Source organism: Pseudomonas palmensis (genome assembly GCF_017848315.1).
Classification (GTDB): domain Bacteria; phylum Pseudomonadota; class Gammaproteobacteria; order Pseudomonadales; family Pseudomonadaceae; genus Aquipseudomonas; species Aquipseudomonas palmensis.
Window position 1 is genome coordinate 100701 of record NZ_JAFKEC010000003.1, and the last position, 15931, is coordinate 116631.

A 15931-nucleotide genomic window follows, 5' to 3' on the forward strand; every position below is an offset into this window, starting at 1 on the left:
TAAATTTTGTTCAAGCGGTTCCTAGAAGGGGGGTAAGTCCCTATACTTGTGCGTTATTCCTATCTATTCCCGAAACAGGCACGAGGTGCGTGGTGGATTTCCCTTCCCGTTTTGAAGTGATCGTCATCGGCGGCGGCCATGCCGGAACCGAGGCTGCGCTTGCGTCTGCACGCATGGGTGTGAAAACCCTGCTGCTGACCCACAACGTGGAAACCCTCGGGCACATGAGCTGCAACCCGGCCATTGGCGGTATTGGCAAGAGCCATCTGGTCAAGGAGATCGATGCGCTGGGCGGTGTCATGGCCCTGGCTACCGACAAGAGCGGTATCCAATTCCGCGTTTTGAACAACCGCAAAGGCCCGGCGGTGCGTGCAACCCGCGCCCAGGCCGACCGCGCCATCTACAAGGCCGTGGTACGCGAGATTCTCGAAAACCAGCCCAACCTGTGGATATTCCAGCAGGCCTGTGACGACCTGATCGTCGAGCAGGACCAGGTACGCGGCGTCGTCACGCAGATGGGTCTGCGTTTCCATGCCGATTCTGTGGTGCTGACCACGGGTACCTTCCTCAGCGGACTTATCCACATAGGTCTGCAGAATTATTCCGGTGGGCGTGCCGGCGATCCGCCGGCCATCGCTCTGGCGCACCGCATGCGTGAGCTGTCGCTGCGCATGGGTCGCCTGAAAACCGGCACGCCGCCGCGTATCGACGGGCGTTCGGTAGATTTCTCGGTGATGACCGAACAGGCCGGTGACACCCCGATACCGGTGATGTCGTTCATGGGCGACAAGGCCATGCACCCGCGTCAGGTCAGTTGCTGGATTACCCACACCAACGAACGCACTCACGAGATCATTGCTTCCAACCTCGATCGTTCGCCGATGTACTCCGGCGTGATCGAGGGCATCGGCCCGCGTTACTGCCCGTCGATCGAAGACAAGATCCACCGGTTTGCCGACAAGCAGAGCCACCAGGTATTCATCGAGCCAGAAGGGCTCAATACCCACGAGCTTTACCCGAACGGGATATCCACATCCCTGCCGTTCGACGTGCAGCTGCAGTTGGTGCGTTCGATCCGCGGCATGGAAAACGCGCACATCGTGCGCCCGGGCTATGCCATCGAATACGACTACTTCGACCCGCGTGACCTGAAGTACAGCCTGGAAACCAAGGCCATCGGCGGGTTGTTCTTTGCCGGCCAGATCAACGGCACCACCGGTTACGAAGAGGCCGGTGCGCAGGGGCTGCTGGCCGGTGCCAACGCCGCGCTGCGTGCACAGGGCCGCGAAAGCTGGTGCCCGCGCCGCGACGAGGCGTACATCGGGGTGCTGGTCGACGACCTGATCACCCTGGGTACCCAGGAGCCGTACCGCATGTTCACCTCGCGGGCCGAGTACCGCCTGATTCTGCGTGAAGACAACGCCGACCTGCGTCTGACCGAAAAAGGCCGTGAACTGGGCCTGGTCGACGATGCACGCTGGGCCGCGTTCAGCGCCAAGCGCGAAAGCATCGAGCGCGAGGAGCAACGCCTGAAGTCCACCTGGGTTCAGCCCAATACCGCGATGGGCCAGGCGATTGTGGATAAGTTCGGCACGCCGCTCAGCCATGAATACAACCTGCTCAACCTGCTGACCCGCCCGGAAATCGACTATGCCGGGTTGGTGGAAGTGACCGGCGGTGGAGAAATCGACCCTCAGGTGGCCGAGCAGGTCGAGATCAAGACCAAATACGCCGGTTACATCGACCGGCAACAGGAAGAAATCGCTCGCCTGCGGGCAAGCGAAGACACCCGCCTGCCCGAGGATATCGACTACGCTGGTATTTCCGGGTTGTCCAAGGAGATTCAGGGTAAGCTCAGCCAGGCCCGCCCAGAGACACTCGGCCAGGCCTCGCGCGTTCCCGGCGTGACCCCGGCGGCTATTTCCCTGTTGCTGATTCACCTGAAAAAACGCGGCGCAGGCCGCGAGTTGGAGCAAAGCGCTTGAGTTCTATGGTCACCCCTCAACACGCCCAGGAGTTGTCCACAGGTGCCCGCCAGCTTGGTGTCGAGCTGAGCGAGGCCCAGCACGCGCAACTGCTGGCTTATCTGGCGCTGCTGATCAAGTGGAACAAGGCTTACAACCTGACTGCAGTGCGCAATCCCGACGAAATGGTATCCCGCCACCTGCTGGACAGCCTGAGCGTCATGCCGTTTATCCACAGCGACACCGAGCGCTGGCTCGACGTCGGTAGCGGCGGCGGCATGCCGGGCATTCCCCTGGCTATCCTGCATCCGCACAAGCAGGTCACGGCGCTGGACAGCAACGGCAAGAAAACCCGCTTCCTCACCCAGGTGAAACTGGAGCTGAAGCTGGATAACCTGCAAGTTATCCACAGCCGGGTCGAGGCGTTCCAGCCGGAACAGCCTTTCTCCGGAATTGTTTCTCGTGCTTTCAGCAGCATGGAGAACTTCACCAATTGGACGCGCCACCTTGGCGACGCCCAGACGCAGTGGCTGGCAATGAAAGGGCTGCATCCGGCTGATGAGCTGGTAGCATTGCCGGCAGATTTCAAAGTGGATAGCGAGCAGGCCTTGACCGTTCCGGGTTGCCAAGGCCAGCGCCATCTGCTGATACTGCGCCGCACGGCATGACTGGGAACACAAGCAAGAATGGCTAAGGTATTCGCGATCGCGAACCAGAAAGGTGGTGTGGGCAAGACCACCACCTGCATCAATCTCGCTGCATCGCTGGTGGCTACCAAGCGCCGCGTGCTGCTGATTGACCTCGATCCACAGGGCAACGCCACCATGGGTAGCGGTGTGGATAAACACGTCCTTGAACATTCGGTCTATGACCTGCTGATCGGCGAGTGCGACCTGGCTCAAGCCATGCACGTGTCCGAACACGGTGGTTATCAACTGCTGCCGGCCAACCGCGACCTCACTGCGGCCGAAGTGGTTCTGCTCGAAATGCAGATGAAGGAGAGCCGGCTGCGCACAGCGCTGGCGCCGATCCGCGAGAGTTACGACTACATCCTGATCGACTGCCCGCCGTCGCTGTCGATGCTGACGCTCAATGCCCTGGTGGCCGCCGATGGCGTGATCATTCCGATGCAATGTGAATACTTTGCCCTGGAAGGCTTGAGCGACCTTGTGGATAACATCAAGCGCATCGCTGCCAAGCTCAATCCGCAGCTCAAGATCGAAGGCCTGTTGCGCACCATGTACGACCCGCGCCTGAGCCTGATCAACGACGTGTCCGCGCAGCTCAAGGAACACTTCGGCGAGCAGCTCTACGATACGGTGATCCCGCGCAACATCCGCCTGGCCGAGGCCCCGAGCTTCGGTATGCCGGCCCTGGCCTACGACAAGCAGTCCCGTGGCGCCCTGGCCTATCTGGCCCTGGCCGGTGAACTGGTACGCCGTCAACGCCGTCAAACCCGCACTGCCGCACAGGCAACTTAAGGAATCCGCATGGCCGTTAAGAAACGAGGTCTCGGACGTGGGTTGGATGCACTGCTCAGTGGTCCTACCGTCAGCGCGCTCGAAGAGCAGGCTGTCAAGGTCGACCAGAAAGAACTGCAACACTTGCCGCTGGACCTGATCCAGCGCGGTAAATACCAGCCCCGTCGGGACATGGACCCGCAGGCCCTTGAAGAACTGGCGCATTCGATCAAGAGCCAGGGCGTGATGCAGCCGATCGTGGTCCGCCCGATCGGTGACGACCGCTTCGAGATCATCGCCGGCGAACGCCGCTGGCGCGCCAGCCAGCAGGCCGGCATGGAGACCATCCCGGCGATGGTGCGCGATGTGCCGGATGAAACCGCCATCGCCATGGCGCTGATCGAGAACATCCAGCGCGAAGACCTCAACCCGGTGGAAGAGGCCATCGCGCTGCAGCGCCTGCAGCAGGAGTTCCAGCTGACCCAGCAACAGGTCGCGGATGCTGTGGGCAAGTCGCGGGTGACCGTGGCCAACCTGCTGCGCCTGATCTCGCTGCCGGAAGTCATCAAGACCATGCTGTCCCACGGCGACCTGGAGATGGGGCATGCCCGTGCGCTGCTCGGTTTGCCTGAAGAACAGCAGGTCGACGGGGCGCGACACGTTGTCGCACGAGGCCTGACCGTACGCCAGACCGAAGCCCTGGTTCGCCAGTGGCTCAGCGGCAAGCCCGAGCCGGTGGAACCGGCCAAGCCCGATCCGGACATCACCCGCCTTGAACAGCGTCTGGCAGAGCGGCTGGGCTCGGCGGTACAGATCCGTCACGGCAACAAGGGCAAAGGCCAGTTGGTGATCCGTTACAACTCCCTGGACGAGTTGCAGGGTGTGCTTGCTCACATCCGCTGAAACAATTCGCTTTGTAGCGCGCAGTCGGAAATCACTACCCAGCAGTTGAATAGGGGTCCAAGCGCCCCTATACTCTGCGCGCATTTTGTCGGCACAAATTATGCCAAGTCATTACTGACTGGTTGGTCGACTTTCGAGGAGCAGTTGTGATGGAGACCCGCACGCCAAACCGCTTGCCTTTCCATCGCTGGGCGGTTTTTCCGGTACTGTTCGCTCAATTTGTCGTGTTGCTGCTGGCATCGTTGGGGGTGTGGCAGTGGCATGGGGTGGTCAGCGGCTATTCGGCACTCTGCGGAGGACTGATCGCCTGGCTGCCGAATCTGTACTTTGCCTACAAGGCGTTCCGTTACACCGGCGCCAGGGCAGCGCAGGCCATCGTCAAGTCGTTCTACGCTGGCGAGGCAGGCAAATTGATTTTGACGGCAGTGCTGTTCGCATTGACGTTCGCAGGAGTGAAGCCATTGGCGCCATTAGCAGTATTCGGCGTCTTCTTGCTGACCCAGTTGGTCAGCTGGTTCGCGCCCCTGCTGATAAAAACGAGACTTTCGAGACCTTAGGGCGTTTGAGGCAAACATGGCAGCAGAAACCGCTTCGGGCTATATCCAGCACCACTTGCAGAACTTGACCTTCGGGCAATTACCAGACGGCGGTTGGGGCTTTGCCCATTCCGCAGCAGAAGCCAAGGCAATGGGCTTCTGGGCGTTCCACGTGGACACCCTGGGTTGGTCCGTTGCGCTGGGTCTGATCTTCATCCTCCTGTTCCGCATGGCGGCGAAAAAAGCGACTTCCGGTCAACCCGGCGGCCTGCAGAACTTCGTCGAGGTGATGGTCGAATTCGTCAACGGCAGCGTCAAGGACTCGTTCCACGGCCGCAGCCCGGTCATCGCACCGCTGGCACTGACCATCTTCGTGTGGGTGTTCCTGATGAACGCCGTCGACCTGATCCCGGTCGACTGGATCCCGCAACTGGCGATGCTGATCTCCGGTGATCCGCACATCCCGTTCCGTGCCGTATCCACCACCGACCCGAACGCCACCATCGCGATGGCCTTCTGCGTGTTCGCACTGATCATCTTCTACAGCATCAAGGTCAAGGGCATCGGCGGCTTCATCGGCGAGCTGACCCTGCACCCGTTCGGCAGCAAGAACATCTTCGTCCAGATCCTGCTGATCCCGGTCAACTTCCTGCTGGAATTCGTGACCCTGATCGCCAAGCCGATCTCGCTGGCCCTGCGTCTGTTCGGCAACATGTATGCCGGCGAGCTGGTGTTCATCCTGATCGCCGTGATGTTCGGTGCCGGTCTGCTGTGGCTGAGCGGCCTGGGCGTGGTGCTGCAATGGGCGTGGGCTGTGTTCCACATCCTGATCATCACCCTGCAAGCGTTCATCTTCATGATGCTTACCATCGTCTACCTGTCGATGGCTCACGAAGATAACCATTAAGACCGCCTGGCGTGTCTGAGGCCTCTCCGCCGGGGTGGGGGGAGGCCGAAAAAGTCCGCAAGGGCAGCTGTACCAAACGATTTTGTTTTACCGCTTCAAACTAAAAAACCTAACCAATACGACGTAAAAGTCGGGAGGAAAGATGGAAACTGTAGTTGGTCTTACCGCTATCGCTGTTGCTCTGCTGATCGGCCTGGGTGCCCTGGGTACCGCCATTGGTTTCGGCCTGCTGGGCGGCAAGTTCCTGGAAGGCGCTGCTCGCCAGCCAGAAATGGTTCCGATGCTGCAAGTCAAAATGTTCATCGTCGCCGGTCTGCTCGACGCCGTGACCATGATCGGTGTTGGTATCGCTCTGTTCTTCACCTTCGCTAATCCCTTCGTTGGTCAAATCGCTGGCTAATCACTCGAATTTTCGAGTGGATTGGTGTGATGGACTTAGAACGAGCGAGGTGTTGGCGTGAACATTAATGCAACCCTGATTGGCCAGTCCGTTGCGTTCTTCATTTTTGTACTGTTTTGCATGAAGTTCGTGTGGCCTCCGGTCATCGCGGCTTTGCAAGAACGTCAGAAGAAGATCGCGGAAGGACTGGACGCTGCCAACCGAGCAGCTCGCGACCTGGAGCTGGCCCAAGATAAAGCGGGTCAGCAACTGCGCGAAGCTAAAGCTCAGGCAGCCGAAATCATTGAGCAAGCCAAGAAACGCGGTAACCAGATCGTCGAGGAAGCCCGTGACCAGGCTCGCGTCGAAGCTGACCGTGTGAAGGCCCAGGCTCAAGCCGAGATCGAACAGGAACTGAACGGTGTCAAAGACGCGCTGCGCGCCCAAGTGGGTAGCCTGGCCGTCAACGGTGCTGAAAAGATCCTTGGCGCCACAATCGATCAAAACGCGCATGCGGAGCTGGTTAATAAACTGGCCGCTGAAATTTAAGCGAGGGCGATCATGGCAGAACTGACCACGTTGGCCCGACCTTACGCTAAGGCGGCCTTTGAGCACGCCCAGGCCCATCAGCAACTGGCCAATTGGTCAGCCATGCTCGGCCTGGCTGCTGCAGTGTCTCAAGACGACACAATGCAGCGCCTGCTCAAGGCCCCGCGACTGACGAGCGCAGAAAAGGCCGCCGCGTTTATTGACGTGTGCGGTGACAAGTTCGATGCACAGGCACAGAATTTCATTCATGTTGCCGCGGAAAACGAACGTCTCCTGCTGTTGCCGGAGATTTCGGCTCTGTTCGATCTGTACAAGGCCGAACAAGAGAAATCCGTGGACGTGGAAGTCACCAGTGCTTTTGCGTTGAACCAAGAACAGCAAGACAAACTCGCCAAGGTTCTCAGTGCACGACTCAGCCGGGAAGTGCGCCTGCACGCGACGGAGGATGCCAGCCTGATCGGTGGTGTCGTAATCCGCGCCGGCGACCTGGTTATCGATGGTTCAGTACGCGGCAAAATCGCGAAACTGGCCGAAGCATTGAAATCTTGAGTTTGAAGGGGCAGCAGAGCAATGCAGCAACTCAATCCTTCCGAAATTAGTGAAATCATCAAGGGCCGCATCGAGAAACTCGATGTAGCCTCCCAAGCCCGCAACGAAGGTACTGTCGTCAGCGTTTCTGACGGTATCGTGCGGATTCACGGTCTGGCCGACGCTATGTACGGCGAAATGATCGAGTTTCCGGGCGGCGTGTTCGGTATGGCCCTCAACCTGGAGCAAGACTCCGTTGGTGCGGTAGTACTGGGCGCGTACGACACCCTCGCTGAAGGCATGAGCGCCAAGTGCACCGGCCGCATCCTCGAAGTTCCGGTTGGTAAGGAACTGCTGGGTCGCGTCGTCGACGCACTGGGTAACCCAATCGATGGCAAAGGTCCGCTGAACAACACCGAGACCGACGCAGTTGAAAAGGTTGCACCGGGCGTTATCTGGCGTAAATCGGTAGACCAGCCTGTACAGACTGGCTACAAATCGGTTGACGCCATGATCCCTGTCGGCCGTGGCCAGCGTGAGCTGATCATCGGTGACCGTCAGATCGGCAAGACCGCCATGGCCATCGACGCCATCATCAACCAGAAAGACTCCGGTATTTTCTGTGTGTATGTTGCTGTCGGCCAGAAGCGTTCGACCGTTGCCAACATCGTTCGCAAGCTGGAAGAAAACGGCGCCCTGGCCAACACCATCGTGGTGGTTGCCAGTGCTTCGGAATCCGCCGCACTGCAATTCCTGGCGCCATACGCCGGTTGCACCATGGGCGAGTTCTTCCGTGACCGCGGCGAAGACGCACTGATCGTCTACGATGACCTGTCCAAGCAGGCTGTTGCCTACCGTCAGATCTCCCTGCTGCTGCGCCGTCCACCAGGACGCGAAGCATACCCAGGTGACGTGTTCTATCTCCACTCCCGTCTGCTGGAGCGTGCATCGCGCGTTTCCGAAGAGTACGTAGAGAAGTTCACCAACGGTGCCGTAACTGGCAAGACCGGTTCGCTGACCGCACTGCCGATCATCGAAACCCAGGCTGGCGACGTTTCCGCGTTCGTTCCGACCAACGTGATCTCGATCACCGACGGTCAGATCTTCCTGGAATCGGCCATGTTCAACTCGGGCATCCGTCCTGCAGTGAACGCCGGTGTTTCGGTATCCCGTGTAGGTGGTGCCGCTCAGACCAAGATCATCAAGAAGCTCTCCGGTGGTATCCGTACCGCTCTGGCTCAGTACCGTGAACTGGCGGCATTCGCCCAGTTCGCTTCTGACCTGGACGAAGCCACCCGCAAGCAACTCGAGCACGGTCAACGTGTTACCGAGCTGATGAAGCAGAAGCAATACGCTCCAATGTCCATCGCGGACATGGCGCTGTCGCTGTATGCCGCTGAGCGTGGGTTCCTGACCGACGTAGAAATCACCAAGATCGGCAGCTTCGAACAAGCGCTGATCGCTTTCTTCAACCGTGATCACGCCGAACTGATGGCGAAGATCAACGTGAAGGGTGACTTCAACGACGAAATCGACGCTGGCATCAAAGCCGGTATCGAGAAGTTCAAGGCCACCCAAACCTGGTAAGCCGCAGCGGGGGCTTTGCAGCCCCCGCTTGCTAACCTGATAGGTGTTACATGGCAGGCGCAAAAGAGATTCGCAGTAAGATTGCGAGCATCAAAAGCACGCAAAAAATTACCAGCGCCATGGAAAAAGTGGCGGTCAGCAAGATGCGCAAGGCTCAAATGCGCATGGCTGCTAGCCGTCCCTATGCGGAGCGTATCCGCCAGGTGATTGGTCATCTGGCCAACGCCAACCCGGAATACCGCCACCCCTTCATGATCGAACGCCCTGTCAAGCGCGCCGGTTATGTGGTTGTGAGCAGTGACCGTGGTCTGTGCGGTGGCTTGAACACCAACCTGTTCAAGGCCCTGGTCAAGGACATGGCAGCCAACCGCGAGCAAGGGGTCGAAATCGACCTGTGCGTGGTGGGCAGCAAAGGTGCGGCGTTTTTCCGCAGCTACGGCGGTAACGTCGTTGCAGCGATCAGCCACCTGGGCGAAGAGCCGTCGATCAATGATCTGATCGGCAGCGTCAAGGTCATGCTGGACGCTTACCTGGATGGTCGTATCGATCGTCTGTCCGTGGTATCGAACAAGTTCATCAATACCATGACGCAAGCCCCAACGGTCGAGCAGTTGATTCCGTTGGTTGCAACCCCGGATCAAGAACTCAAGCACCACTGGGACTACCTCTACGAACCTGACGCCAAGGAGCTGCTGGACGGCCTGATGGTGCGTTACGTGGAGTCGCAGGTCTACCAGGCGGTGGTCGAGAACAACGCGGCCGAACAAGCTGCGCGGATGATCGCAATGAAGAACGCCACCGACAACGCCGGCGACCTGATCAGCGAATTGCAGCTGATCTACAACAAGGCGCGTCAGGCTGCGATCACCCAAGAGATCTCGGAAATCGTCGGCGGCGCTGCCGCGGTTTAACGGTTCAAATATTCAGAGGATCCAGCTATGAGTAGCGGACGTATCGTTCAAATCATCGGCGCCGTCATCGACGTGGAATTCCCACGTGACAGCGTGCCGAGCGTGTACAACGCACTGAAAGTACAAGGCGCGGAAACCACCCTGGAAGTTCAGCAGCAGCTGGGCGACGGCGTGGTCCGTACCATTGCGATGGGCTCGACCGAAGGCTTGAAGCGCGGTCTGGACGTCGTCGACAGCGGCGCAGCCATCTCCGTACCGGTCGGTAAAGCGACCCTGGGCCGGATCATGGACGTGCTGGGCAACCCGATCGACGAAGCTGGTCCGATCGGTGAAGAAGAGCGCTGGGGCATTCACCGCGAAGCGCCTTCGTTCGCTGACCAGGCAGGCGGCAACGACCTGCTGGAAACCGGCATCAAGGTTATCGACCTGGTCTGCCCGTTTGCCAAAGGCGGTAAAGTTGGTCTGTTCGGTGGTGCCGGTGTAGGCAAGACCGTAAACATGATGGAACTGATCCGTAACATCGCCATCGAGCACAGCGGTTATTCCGTGTTCGCCGGTGTGGGTGAGCGTACTCGTGAGGGTAACGACTTCTACCACGAGATGAAGGACTCCAACGTTCTCGACAAGGTAGCGCTGGTCTACGGTCAGATGAACGAGCCACCAGGAAACCGTCTGCGCGTAGCGCTGACCGGCCTGACCATGGCCGAGAAGTTCCGTGACGAAGGTAACGACGTTCTGCTGTTCGTCGACAACATCTATCGTTACACCCTGGCCGGTACCGAAGTATCCGCACTGCTGGGCCGTATGCCTTCGGCGGTAGGTTACCAGCCGACCCTGGCTGAAGAGATGGGCGTTCTGCAAGAACGTATCACTTCGACCAAGGAAGGTTCGATCACCTCGATCCAGGCCGTATACGTACCTGCGGACGACCTGACCGACCCGTCGCCAGCCACCACCTTCGCCCACTTGGACGCCACCGTCGTACTGTCCCGTGACATCGCCTCCCTGGGTATCTACCCAGCGGTCGATCCACTGGACTCGACTTCGCGCCAGCTGGACCCGAACGTGATCGGCAACGAGCACTACGAAACCGCTCGCGGCGTTCAGTACGTGCTGCAGCGCTACAAAGAGCTGAAGGACATCATTGCGATCCTGGGCATGGACGAACTGTCCGAGACCGACAAGCAACTGGTTTCCCGTGCTCGTAAGATCCAGCGCTTCCTGTCCCAGCCGTTCTTCGTGGCTGAAGTCTTCACCGGTTCTCCAGGCAAATACGTTTCCCTGAAAGACACCATTGCTGGCTTCAAAGGCATCCTCAACGGTGACTACGACCACCTGCCAGAACAAGCGTTCTACATGGTCGGCGGCATCGAAGAAGCAGTCGAGAAAGCCAAGAAACTGTAATCCCGGCGCCCCGCGAGGGGCGCTAATCAGGTTGAGGCAAGCAGATGGCTATGACAGTCCATTGCGATATCGTCAGCGCGGAAGGAGAGATCTTCTCCGGCCTGGTCGAGATGGTGATTGCGCACGGCAACCTGGGTGATCTTGGTATCGCTCCAGGCCACGCCCCGCTGATCACTAATCTGAAGCCTGGTCCGATCACGCTGACCAAGCAGGGTGGCGCCCAAGAGGTGTTCTACATCTCTGGTGGTTTCCTCGAGGTCCAGCCGAACATGGTCAAGGTGCTTGCCGATACCGTGCAACGTGCTGCCGACCTGGACGAAGCTCAGGCCCAGGAAGCCCTCAAGGCTGCCGAGAACGCCCTGAACGCCAAAGGCGCGGAGTTCGACTACGGCGCCGCTGCCGCACGTCTGGCCGAAGCCGCAGCTCAGCTGCGCACCGTCCAGCAGTTGCGCAAGGGAAGGTAATTCGGCCTACAGGCTGATTGCTTTCGCCGCGATTGAGTTAAAGGGTAGCCTCGGCTACCCTTTTTCTTTTTCTGCATATCTCATTTCGGTCATTCATCGACCTCTCCCCGGATTTGGTAGCCAGTCAATGTCTCTCGATATCGTTATTCTCGCGGCAGGCCAGGGCACACGCATGCGCTCGGCCGTGCCCAAGGTACTGCACCCGGTCGCCGGCAACTCGATGCTTGGCCATGTTATCCACAGCGCCCGCCAGCTCGAGCCCCAGGGTATTCACGTGGTGATCGGACATGGTGCCGAGCTGGTTCGCGAGCGACTGGCTGCCGATGACCTGAATTTCGTGTTGCAGGACAAACAGCTGGGCACAGGCCACGCCGTGGCCCAGGCCTTGCCGGCGCTCAGTGCCGACACCGTGCTGATCCTCTACGGCGATGTACCGCTGATCGAGGTGGACACCCTGCAGCGTTTGCTGGCCAGGGTAAACCCGCAGCAACTGGGCCTGCTCACTGTGACCCTGGCCGACCCGACCGGCTACGGCCGTATCGTGCGCGACGACCAGGGCCAGGTGGCTGCCATCGTCGAGCACAAGGATGCCAGCGACGCACAGAAGGCGATCAATGAAGGAAACACCGGCATCCTTGCCGTACCGGGGGCTCGGTTGGCCGAGTGGCTGGGCCGCCTGTCGAACCACAACGCACAGGGTGAGTACTACCTGACCGACGTGATCGCCATGGCAGTGGCCGACGGCCTGGTGGTAGCCACCGAGCAGCCGCTGGACCCGATGGAAGTGCAGGGCGCCAACGACCGTCGTCAGTTGGCCGAACTGGAGCGTCATTATCAATTGCGCGAAGGTCGTCGCCTGATGGCCCAGGGCGTGACCCTGCGTGACCCGGCGCGTTTCGACGTGCGCGGCGAAGTCATCGTGGGGCGTGACGTGCTCATCGACGTCAACGTTATCCTCGAAGGCCGTGTGGTGATCGAGGATGACGTGGTCATCGGCCCGAACTGCGTGATCAAGAACAGCACCCTGCGCAAGGGCGCAGTGGTCAAGGCCAACAGCCACCTCGAAGGTGCCGTGCTGGGCGAGGGCAGCGATGCCGGTCCGTTCGCGCGGCTGCGCCCGGGCAGCGTGCTGGATGCCCGTGCGCATGTGGGTAACTTTGTCGAACTGAAGAATGCCCACCTGGGTGAAGGTGCCAAAGCAGGCCACCTGACCTACCTGGGTGATGCCGAGGTGGGGGCGCGCACCAATATCGGCGCCGGCACCATCACCTGCAACTACGACGGGGCCAACAAATTCCGTACCGTACTGGGCGAGGATGTCTTCATCGGTTCCAACAACTCGCTGGTGGCGCCTGTGGATATCCTCGATGGGGCCACCACTGCTGCGGGGTCCACCATCACCCAGACGGTCGAGGCTGGCCAGTTGGGCGTGGCCCGCGGTCGTCAGCGCAACATCGATGGCTGGAAACGACCAGAGAAGGTCAAGAAGAGCTGAGTTGTACACAGCTCTGAAAAAGCCGACCGCATTGTGCATAAGTCGGCTTTTTTTTGCCTGGCATTGGAGTGTGGATAACCTGACCCCAGCAACGCCTTATCCACAGAAAAAATCTCATTGCCTGCTTGACCAAATGAAAGCTTTAGGTTTTGATTGGCGTCATTATCTTTCGAATCGAAACTTAACTTCCCATGTCGAAACGAAACACACCTCAACGCCGACACAACATCCTGGCCTTGCTGCATGAGCAGGGCGAGGTGAGTGTGGATGCACTGGCCAAGCGTTTCGAAACCTCCGAAGTCACCATTCGCAAGGACCTCGCCGCGTTGGAGGCCAACGGCCTGCTGCTGCGCCGCTACGGTGGCGCGGTGACCCTGCCTCAGGAACTGTTCGCCGACCAGGGCCAGCCCGTCTCTCTCTACAAACAGGCCATCGCTCGTGCCGCCGTGGCGCGGATTCGCGAGCATGCGCGCATCATCATCGACAGCGGCAGCACCACGGCTTCGATGATCCCCGAACTGGGTCAGCAACCGGGGCTGGTGGTGATGACCAACTCGCTGAACGTGGCCCGTGCCTTGAGCGAACTGGAACACGAACCGGTACTGCTGATGACCGGCGGCACCTGGGACCCGCATTCCGAATCGTTCCAGGGCCAGGTTGCCGAGCAGGTACTACGCTCCTACGATTTCGACCAGCTGTTCATTGGTGCCGATGGCATCGACCTGGTGCGCGGCACCACCACCTTCAACGAATTGCTGGGGTTGAGCCGGGTGATGGCCGAGGTGGCCCGCGAAGTGATCGTGATGGTCGAGTCGGACAAGGTCGGGCGCAAGATTCCCAACCTGGAGCTGCCCTGGGCCAGCGTGAGTACCCTGATTACCGACGAACGCCTGCCCCAGGAGGCACGCGATCAAATTCAAGCCCGCGGCATCAACCTCATCTGTGCCGCTATCAGCTAGGAGCAACATCTATGTGTGGAATCGTGGGCGCCGTCGCCGAACGCAACATCACCACCATCCTGATCGAAGGCCTCAAGCGCCTGGAATACCGCGGTTATGACAGTGCTGGCCTGGCTGTCTTCACCCAGCAGGGCCACCTTGAACGCCGTCGTCGCATCGGCAAGGTCAGCGAGCTGGAAGCGGCCGTTGCCGCCGAGCCGCTGGTCGGCAACCTGGGTATCGCCCACACCCGCTGGGCGACCCATGGCGCGCCAACCGAAGGCAATGCACACCCGCATTTCTCCGGCCACGACCTGGCGGTGGTGCACAACGGCATCATCGAGAACCACGATGTGCTGCGTGAACAGCTCAAGGGCCTGGGCTACGTATTCACCTCGCAGACCGACACCGAAGTGATCGTGCACCTGCTGCACCACACCCTCAAAAGCCTGCCGGACCTGGCCGACGCCCTCAAGGCGACCGTCAAGCAACTGCATGGCGCGTATGGCCTGGCGGTTATCAGCGCCAGCCAGCCAGACCGCCTGCTGGCCGCCCGCAGCGGCAGCCCGCTGGTGATCGGCTTGGGCCACGGCGAGAACTTCCTGGCCTCCGACCAGTTGGCCCTGCGCCAGGTCACCGACCGCTTCATGTACCTGGAGGAGGGCGACATCGCCGAGATTCGCCGCGACCAGATCACCATCTGGGCCGTCGATGGCCAGCCGGTGCAGCGCGAGGCGGTGCAGTACCACGAAGGTGCAGAGGCGGCCGACAAGGGCCATTACCGCCACTTCATGCTCAAGGAAATCCACGAGCAGCCCACCGTGGTGCAGCGCACCCTGGAAGACCGCCTGGGTTCGGATCACGTGTTGGTGCAGGCTTTCGGCCCCAAGGCGGCCGAGCTGTTCCCCAAGGTGCGCAATGTACAGATCGTGGCCTGTGGCACCAGCTACCACGCGGGCATGGTTGCGCGTTACTGGCTCGAAGAACTGGCCGGCATTCCGTGCCAGGTCGAAGTGGCCAGTGAATTCCGCTACCGCAAGGTGGTGGTGCAGCCCGACACCCTGTTCGTGTCGATTTCCCAGTCGGGCGAAACTGCCGACACCCTGGCGGCGCTGCGCAATGCCAAGGAGCTGGGCTTCCTTGCCAGCCTGGCCATCTGCAACGTTGGCATCAGCTCGCTGGTGCGTGAATCGGACCTGACCCTGCTGACCCGTGCCGGCCCGGAAATCGGCGTGGCCTCGACCAAGGCGTTCACCACCCAGCTGGTGTCGCTGATGTTGCTGACCCTGTCGCTGGGGCGCGTGCGTGGCACCTTGCCGGCTGGCGTCGAAGCCGAACTGGTCGAGCAACTGCGTCGTCTGCCGGTACGCCTGGGCGAAGCGCTGGCAATGGACGCCACCATCGAGAAGACGTCCGAGCTGTTCGCCGACAAGCATCACACCCTGTTCCTGGGCCGTGGCGCGCAGTTCCCGGTGGCGATGGAAGGGGCGCTCAAGCTCAAGGAAATCTCCTACATCCACGCCGAAGCCTACCCGGCTGGCGAGCTCAAGCACGGCCCGCTGGCGCTGGTGGATGCCGACATGCCGGTCGTTACCGTGGCGCCGAACAACGAGCTGCTGGAGAAGCTCAAGTCCAACCTGCAGGAAGTGCGCGCCCGTGGCGGCGAGCTGATCGTGTTCGCCGACGAGAAGGCTGGCATGAGCAATGGCGAGGGCACCCATGTGATCGCCATGCCGCACATCGTCGATGCGCTGGCACCGATCCTGTATACCATCCCGCTGCAATTGCTGTCGTACTACGTGGCCGTGCTCAAGGGCACCGACGTCGACCAGCCCCGCAACCTGGCCAAGTCGGTGACGGTGGAGTAAGGGGCCGGTCAGGCCCAGGCACTCCACACCGCCAAAGG

The 15931-nt window shown here is 60.2% G+C and carries 16 protein-coding genes; all 16 read left to right on the forward strand.

Going from position 1 to position 15931, the window contains the following annotated elements:
- Positions 1–92: 92 nt before the first annotated feature.
- The 16 genes from mnmG (at position 93) to glmS (ending at position 15893) form a co-directional block, all read left to right on the forward strand.
- Positions 93–1985 (forward strand): tRNA uridine-5-carboxymethylaminomethyl(34) synthesis enzyme MnmG, encoded by a 1893-nt coding sequence (gene mnmG, locus JZZ72_RS02970; protein WP_054916064.1) that lies wholly within the window; start codon positions 93–95, stop codon positions 1983–1985.
- A complete protein-coding gene (gene rsmG / locus JZZ72_RS02975; RefSeq protein ID WP_210014028.1) occupies positions 1982–2632 on the forward strand; it encodes a 16S rRNA (guanine(527)-N(7))-methyltransferase RsmG in 651 nt (216 codons plus the stop codon). Before mnmG ends, rsmG begins: the two co-directional genes overlap by 4 nt.
- 18 nt (positions 2633–2650) lie before the next feature.
- Positions 2651–3445 (forward strand): ParA family protein, encoded by a 795-nt coding sequence (locus JZZ72_RS02980; RefSeq protein WP_043860671.1) that lies wholly within the window; start codon positions 2651–2653, stop codon positions 3443–3445.
- 9 nt (positions 3446–3454) lie between these two features.
- Positions 3455–4327 carry a ParB/RepB/Spo0J family partition protein gene (locus JZZ72_RS02985; RefSeq protein WP_043860670.1) on the forward strand — a complete coding sequence of 291 codons (873 nt, stop codon included), beginning with the start codon at positions 3455–3457 and terminating at the stop codon, positions 4325–4327.
- Between the two features lie 149 nt (positions 4328–4476).
- On the forward strand, positions 4477–4884 hold the full coding sequence (locus tag JZZ72_RS02990) for a F0F1 ATP synthase subunit I (RefSeq protein WP_043860669.1): 408 nt from the start codon (positions 4477–4479) through the stop codon (positions 4882–4884).
- A gap of 16 nt (positions 4885–4900) precedes the next feature.
- Positions 4901–5770: a F0F1 ATP synthase subunit A gene (atpB, locus tag JZZ72_RS02995; RefSeq protein WP_043860668.1), complete on the forward strand. Its 870-nt coding sequence runs from the start codon at positions 4901–4903 to the stop codon at positions 5768–5770.
- Between the two features lie 142 nt (positions 5771–5912).
- On the forward strand, positions 5913–6170 hold the full coding sequence (gene atpE / locus JZZ72_RS03000) for a F0F1 ATP synthase subunit C (protein WP_003097235.1): 258 nt from the start codon (positions 5913–5915) through the stop codon (positions 6168–6170).
- A gap of 57 nt (positions 6171–6227) precedes the next feature.
- Positions 6228–6698: a F0F1 ATP synthase subunit B gene (locus JZZ72_RS03005; protein ID WP_043860667.1), complete on the forward strand. Its 471-nt coding sequence runs from the start codon at positions 6228–6230 to the stop codon at positions 6696–6698.
- A gap of 12 nt (positions 6699–6710) precedes the next feature.
- The gene (locus JZZ72_RS03010; protein ID WP_043860666.1) at positions 6711–7247 is read left to right on the forward strand and encodes a F0F1 ATP synthase subunit delta; all 537 of its coding nucleotides are present in this window, start codon (positions 6711–6713) and stop codon (positions 7245–7247) included.
- Between the two features lie 21 nt (positions 7248–7268).
- Positions 7269–8813, forward strand: coding sequence for a F0F1 ATP synthase subunit alpha (gene atpA / locus JZZ72_RS03015; protein ID WP_043860665.1), 1545 nt, complete (start codon positions 7269–7271; stop codon positions 8811–8813).
- Between the two features lie 50 nt (positions 8814–8863).
- Positions 8864–9724 (forward strand): F0F1 ATP synthase subunit gamma, encoded by an 861-nt coding sequence (atpG, locus tag JZZ72_RS03020; RefSeq protein ID WP_054916061.1) that lies wholly within the window; start codon positions 8864–8866, stop codon positions 9722–9724.
- Positions 9725–9751: 27 nt separating this feature from the next.
- Complete coding sequence (atpD, locus tag JZZ72_RS03025) at positions 9752–11128, forward strand: F0F1 ATP synthase subunit beta (protein ID WP_043860663.1); 1377 nt, start codon at positions 9752–9754, stop codon at positions 11126–11128.
- 44 nt (positions 11129–11172) lie between these two features.
- On the forward strand, positions 11173–11592 hold the full coding sequence (locus tag JZZ72_RS03030) for a F0F1 ATP synthase subunit epsilon (RefSeq protein WP_043860662.1): 420 nt from the start codon (positions 11173–11175) through the stop codon (positions 11590–11592).
- 127 nt (positions 11593–11719) lie between these two features.
- The gene (gene glmU, locus JZZ72_RS03035; RefSeq protein WP_058541971.1) at positions 11720–13087 is read left to right on the forward strand and encodes a bifunctional UDP-N-acetylglucosamine diphosphorylase/glucosamine-1-phosphate N-acetyltransferase GlmU; all 1368 of its coding nucleotides are present in this window, start codon (positions 11720–11722) and stop codon (positions 13085–13087) included.
- A gap of 191 nt (positions 13088–13278) precedes the next feature.
- Complete coding sequence (locus tag JZZ72_RS03040) at positions 13279–14046, forward strand: DeoR/GlpR family DNA-binding transcription regulator (protein WP_058541970.1); 768 nt, start codon at positions 13279–13281, stop codon at positions 14044–14046.
- Between the two features lie 11 nt (positions 14047–14057).
- Complete coding sequence (glmS, locus tag JZZ72_RS03045; RefSeq protein WP_058541969.1) at positions 14058–15893, forward strand: glutamine--fructose-6-phosphate transaminase (isomerizing); 1836 nt, start codon at positions 14058–14060, stop codon at positions 15891–15893.
- Positions 15894–15931: the final 38 nt, after the last annotated feature.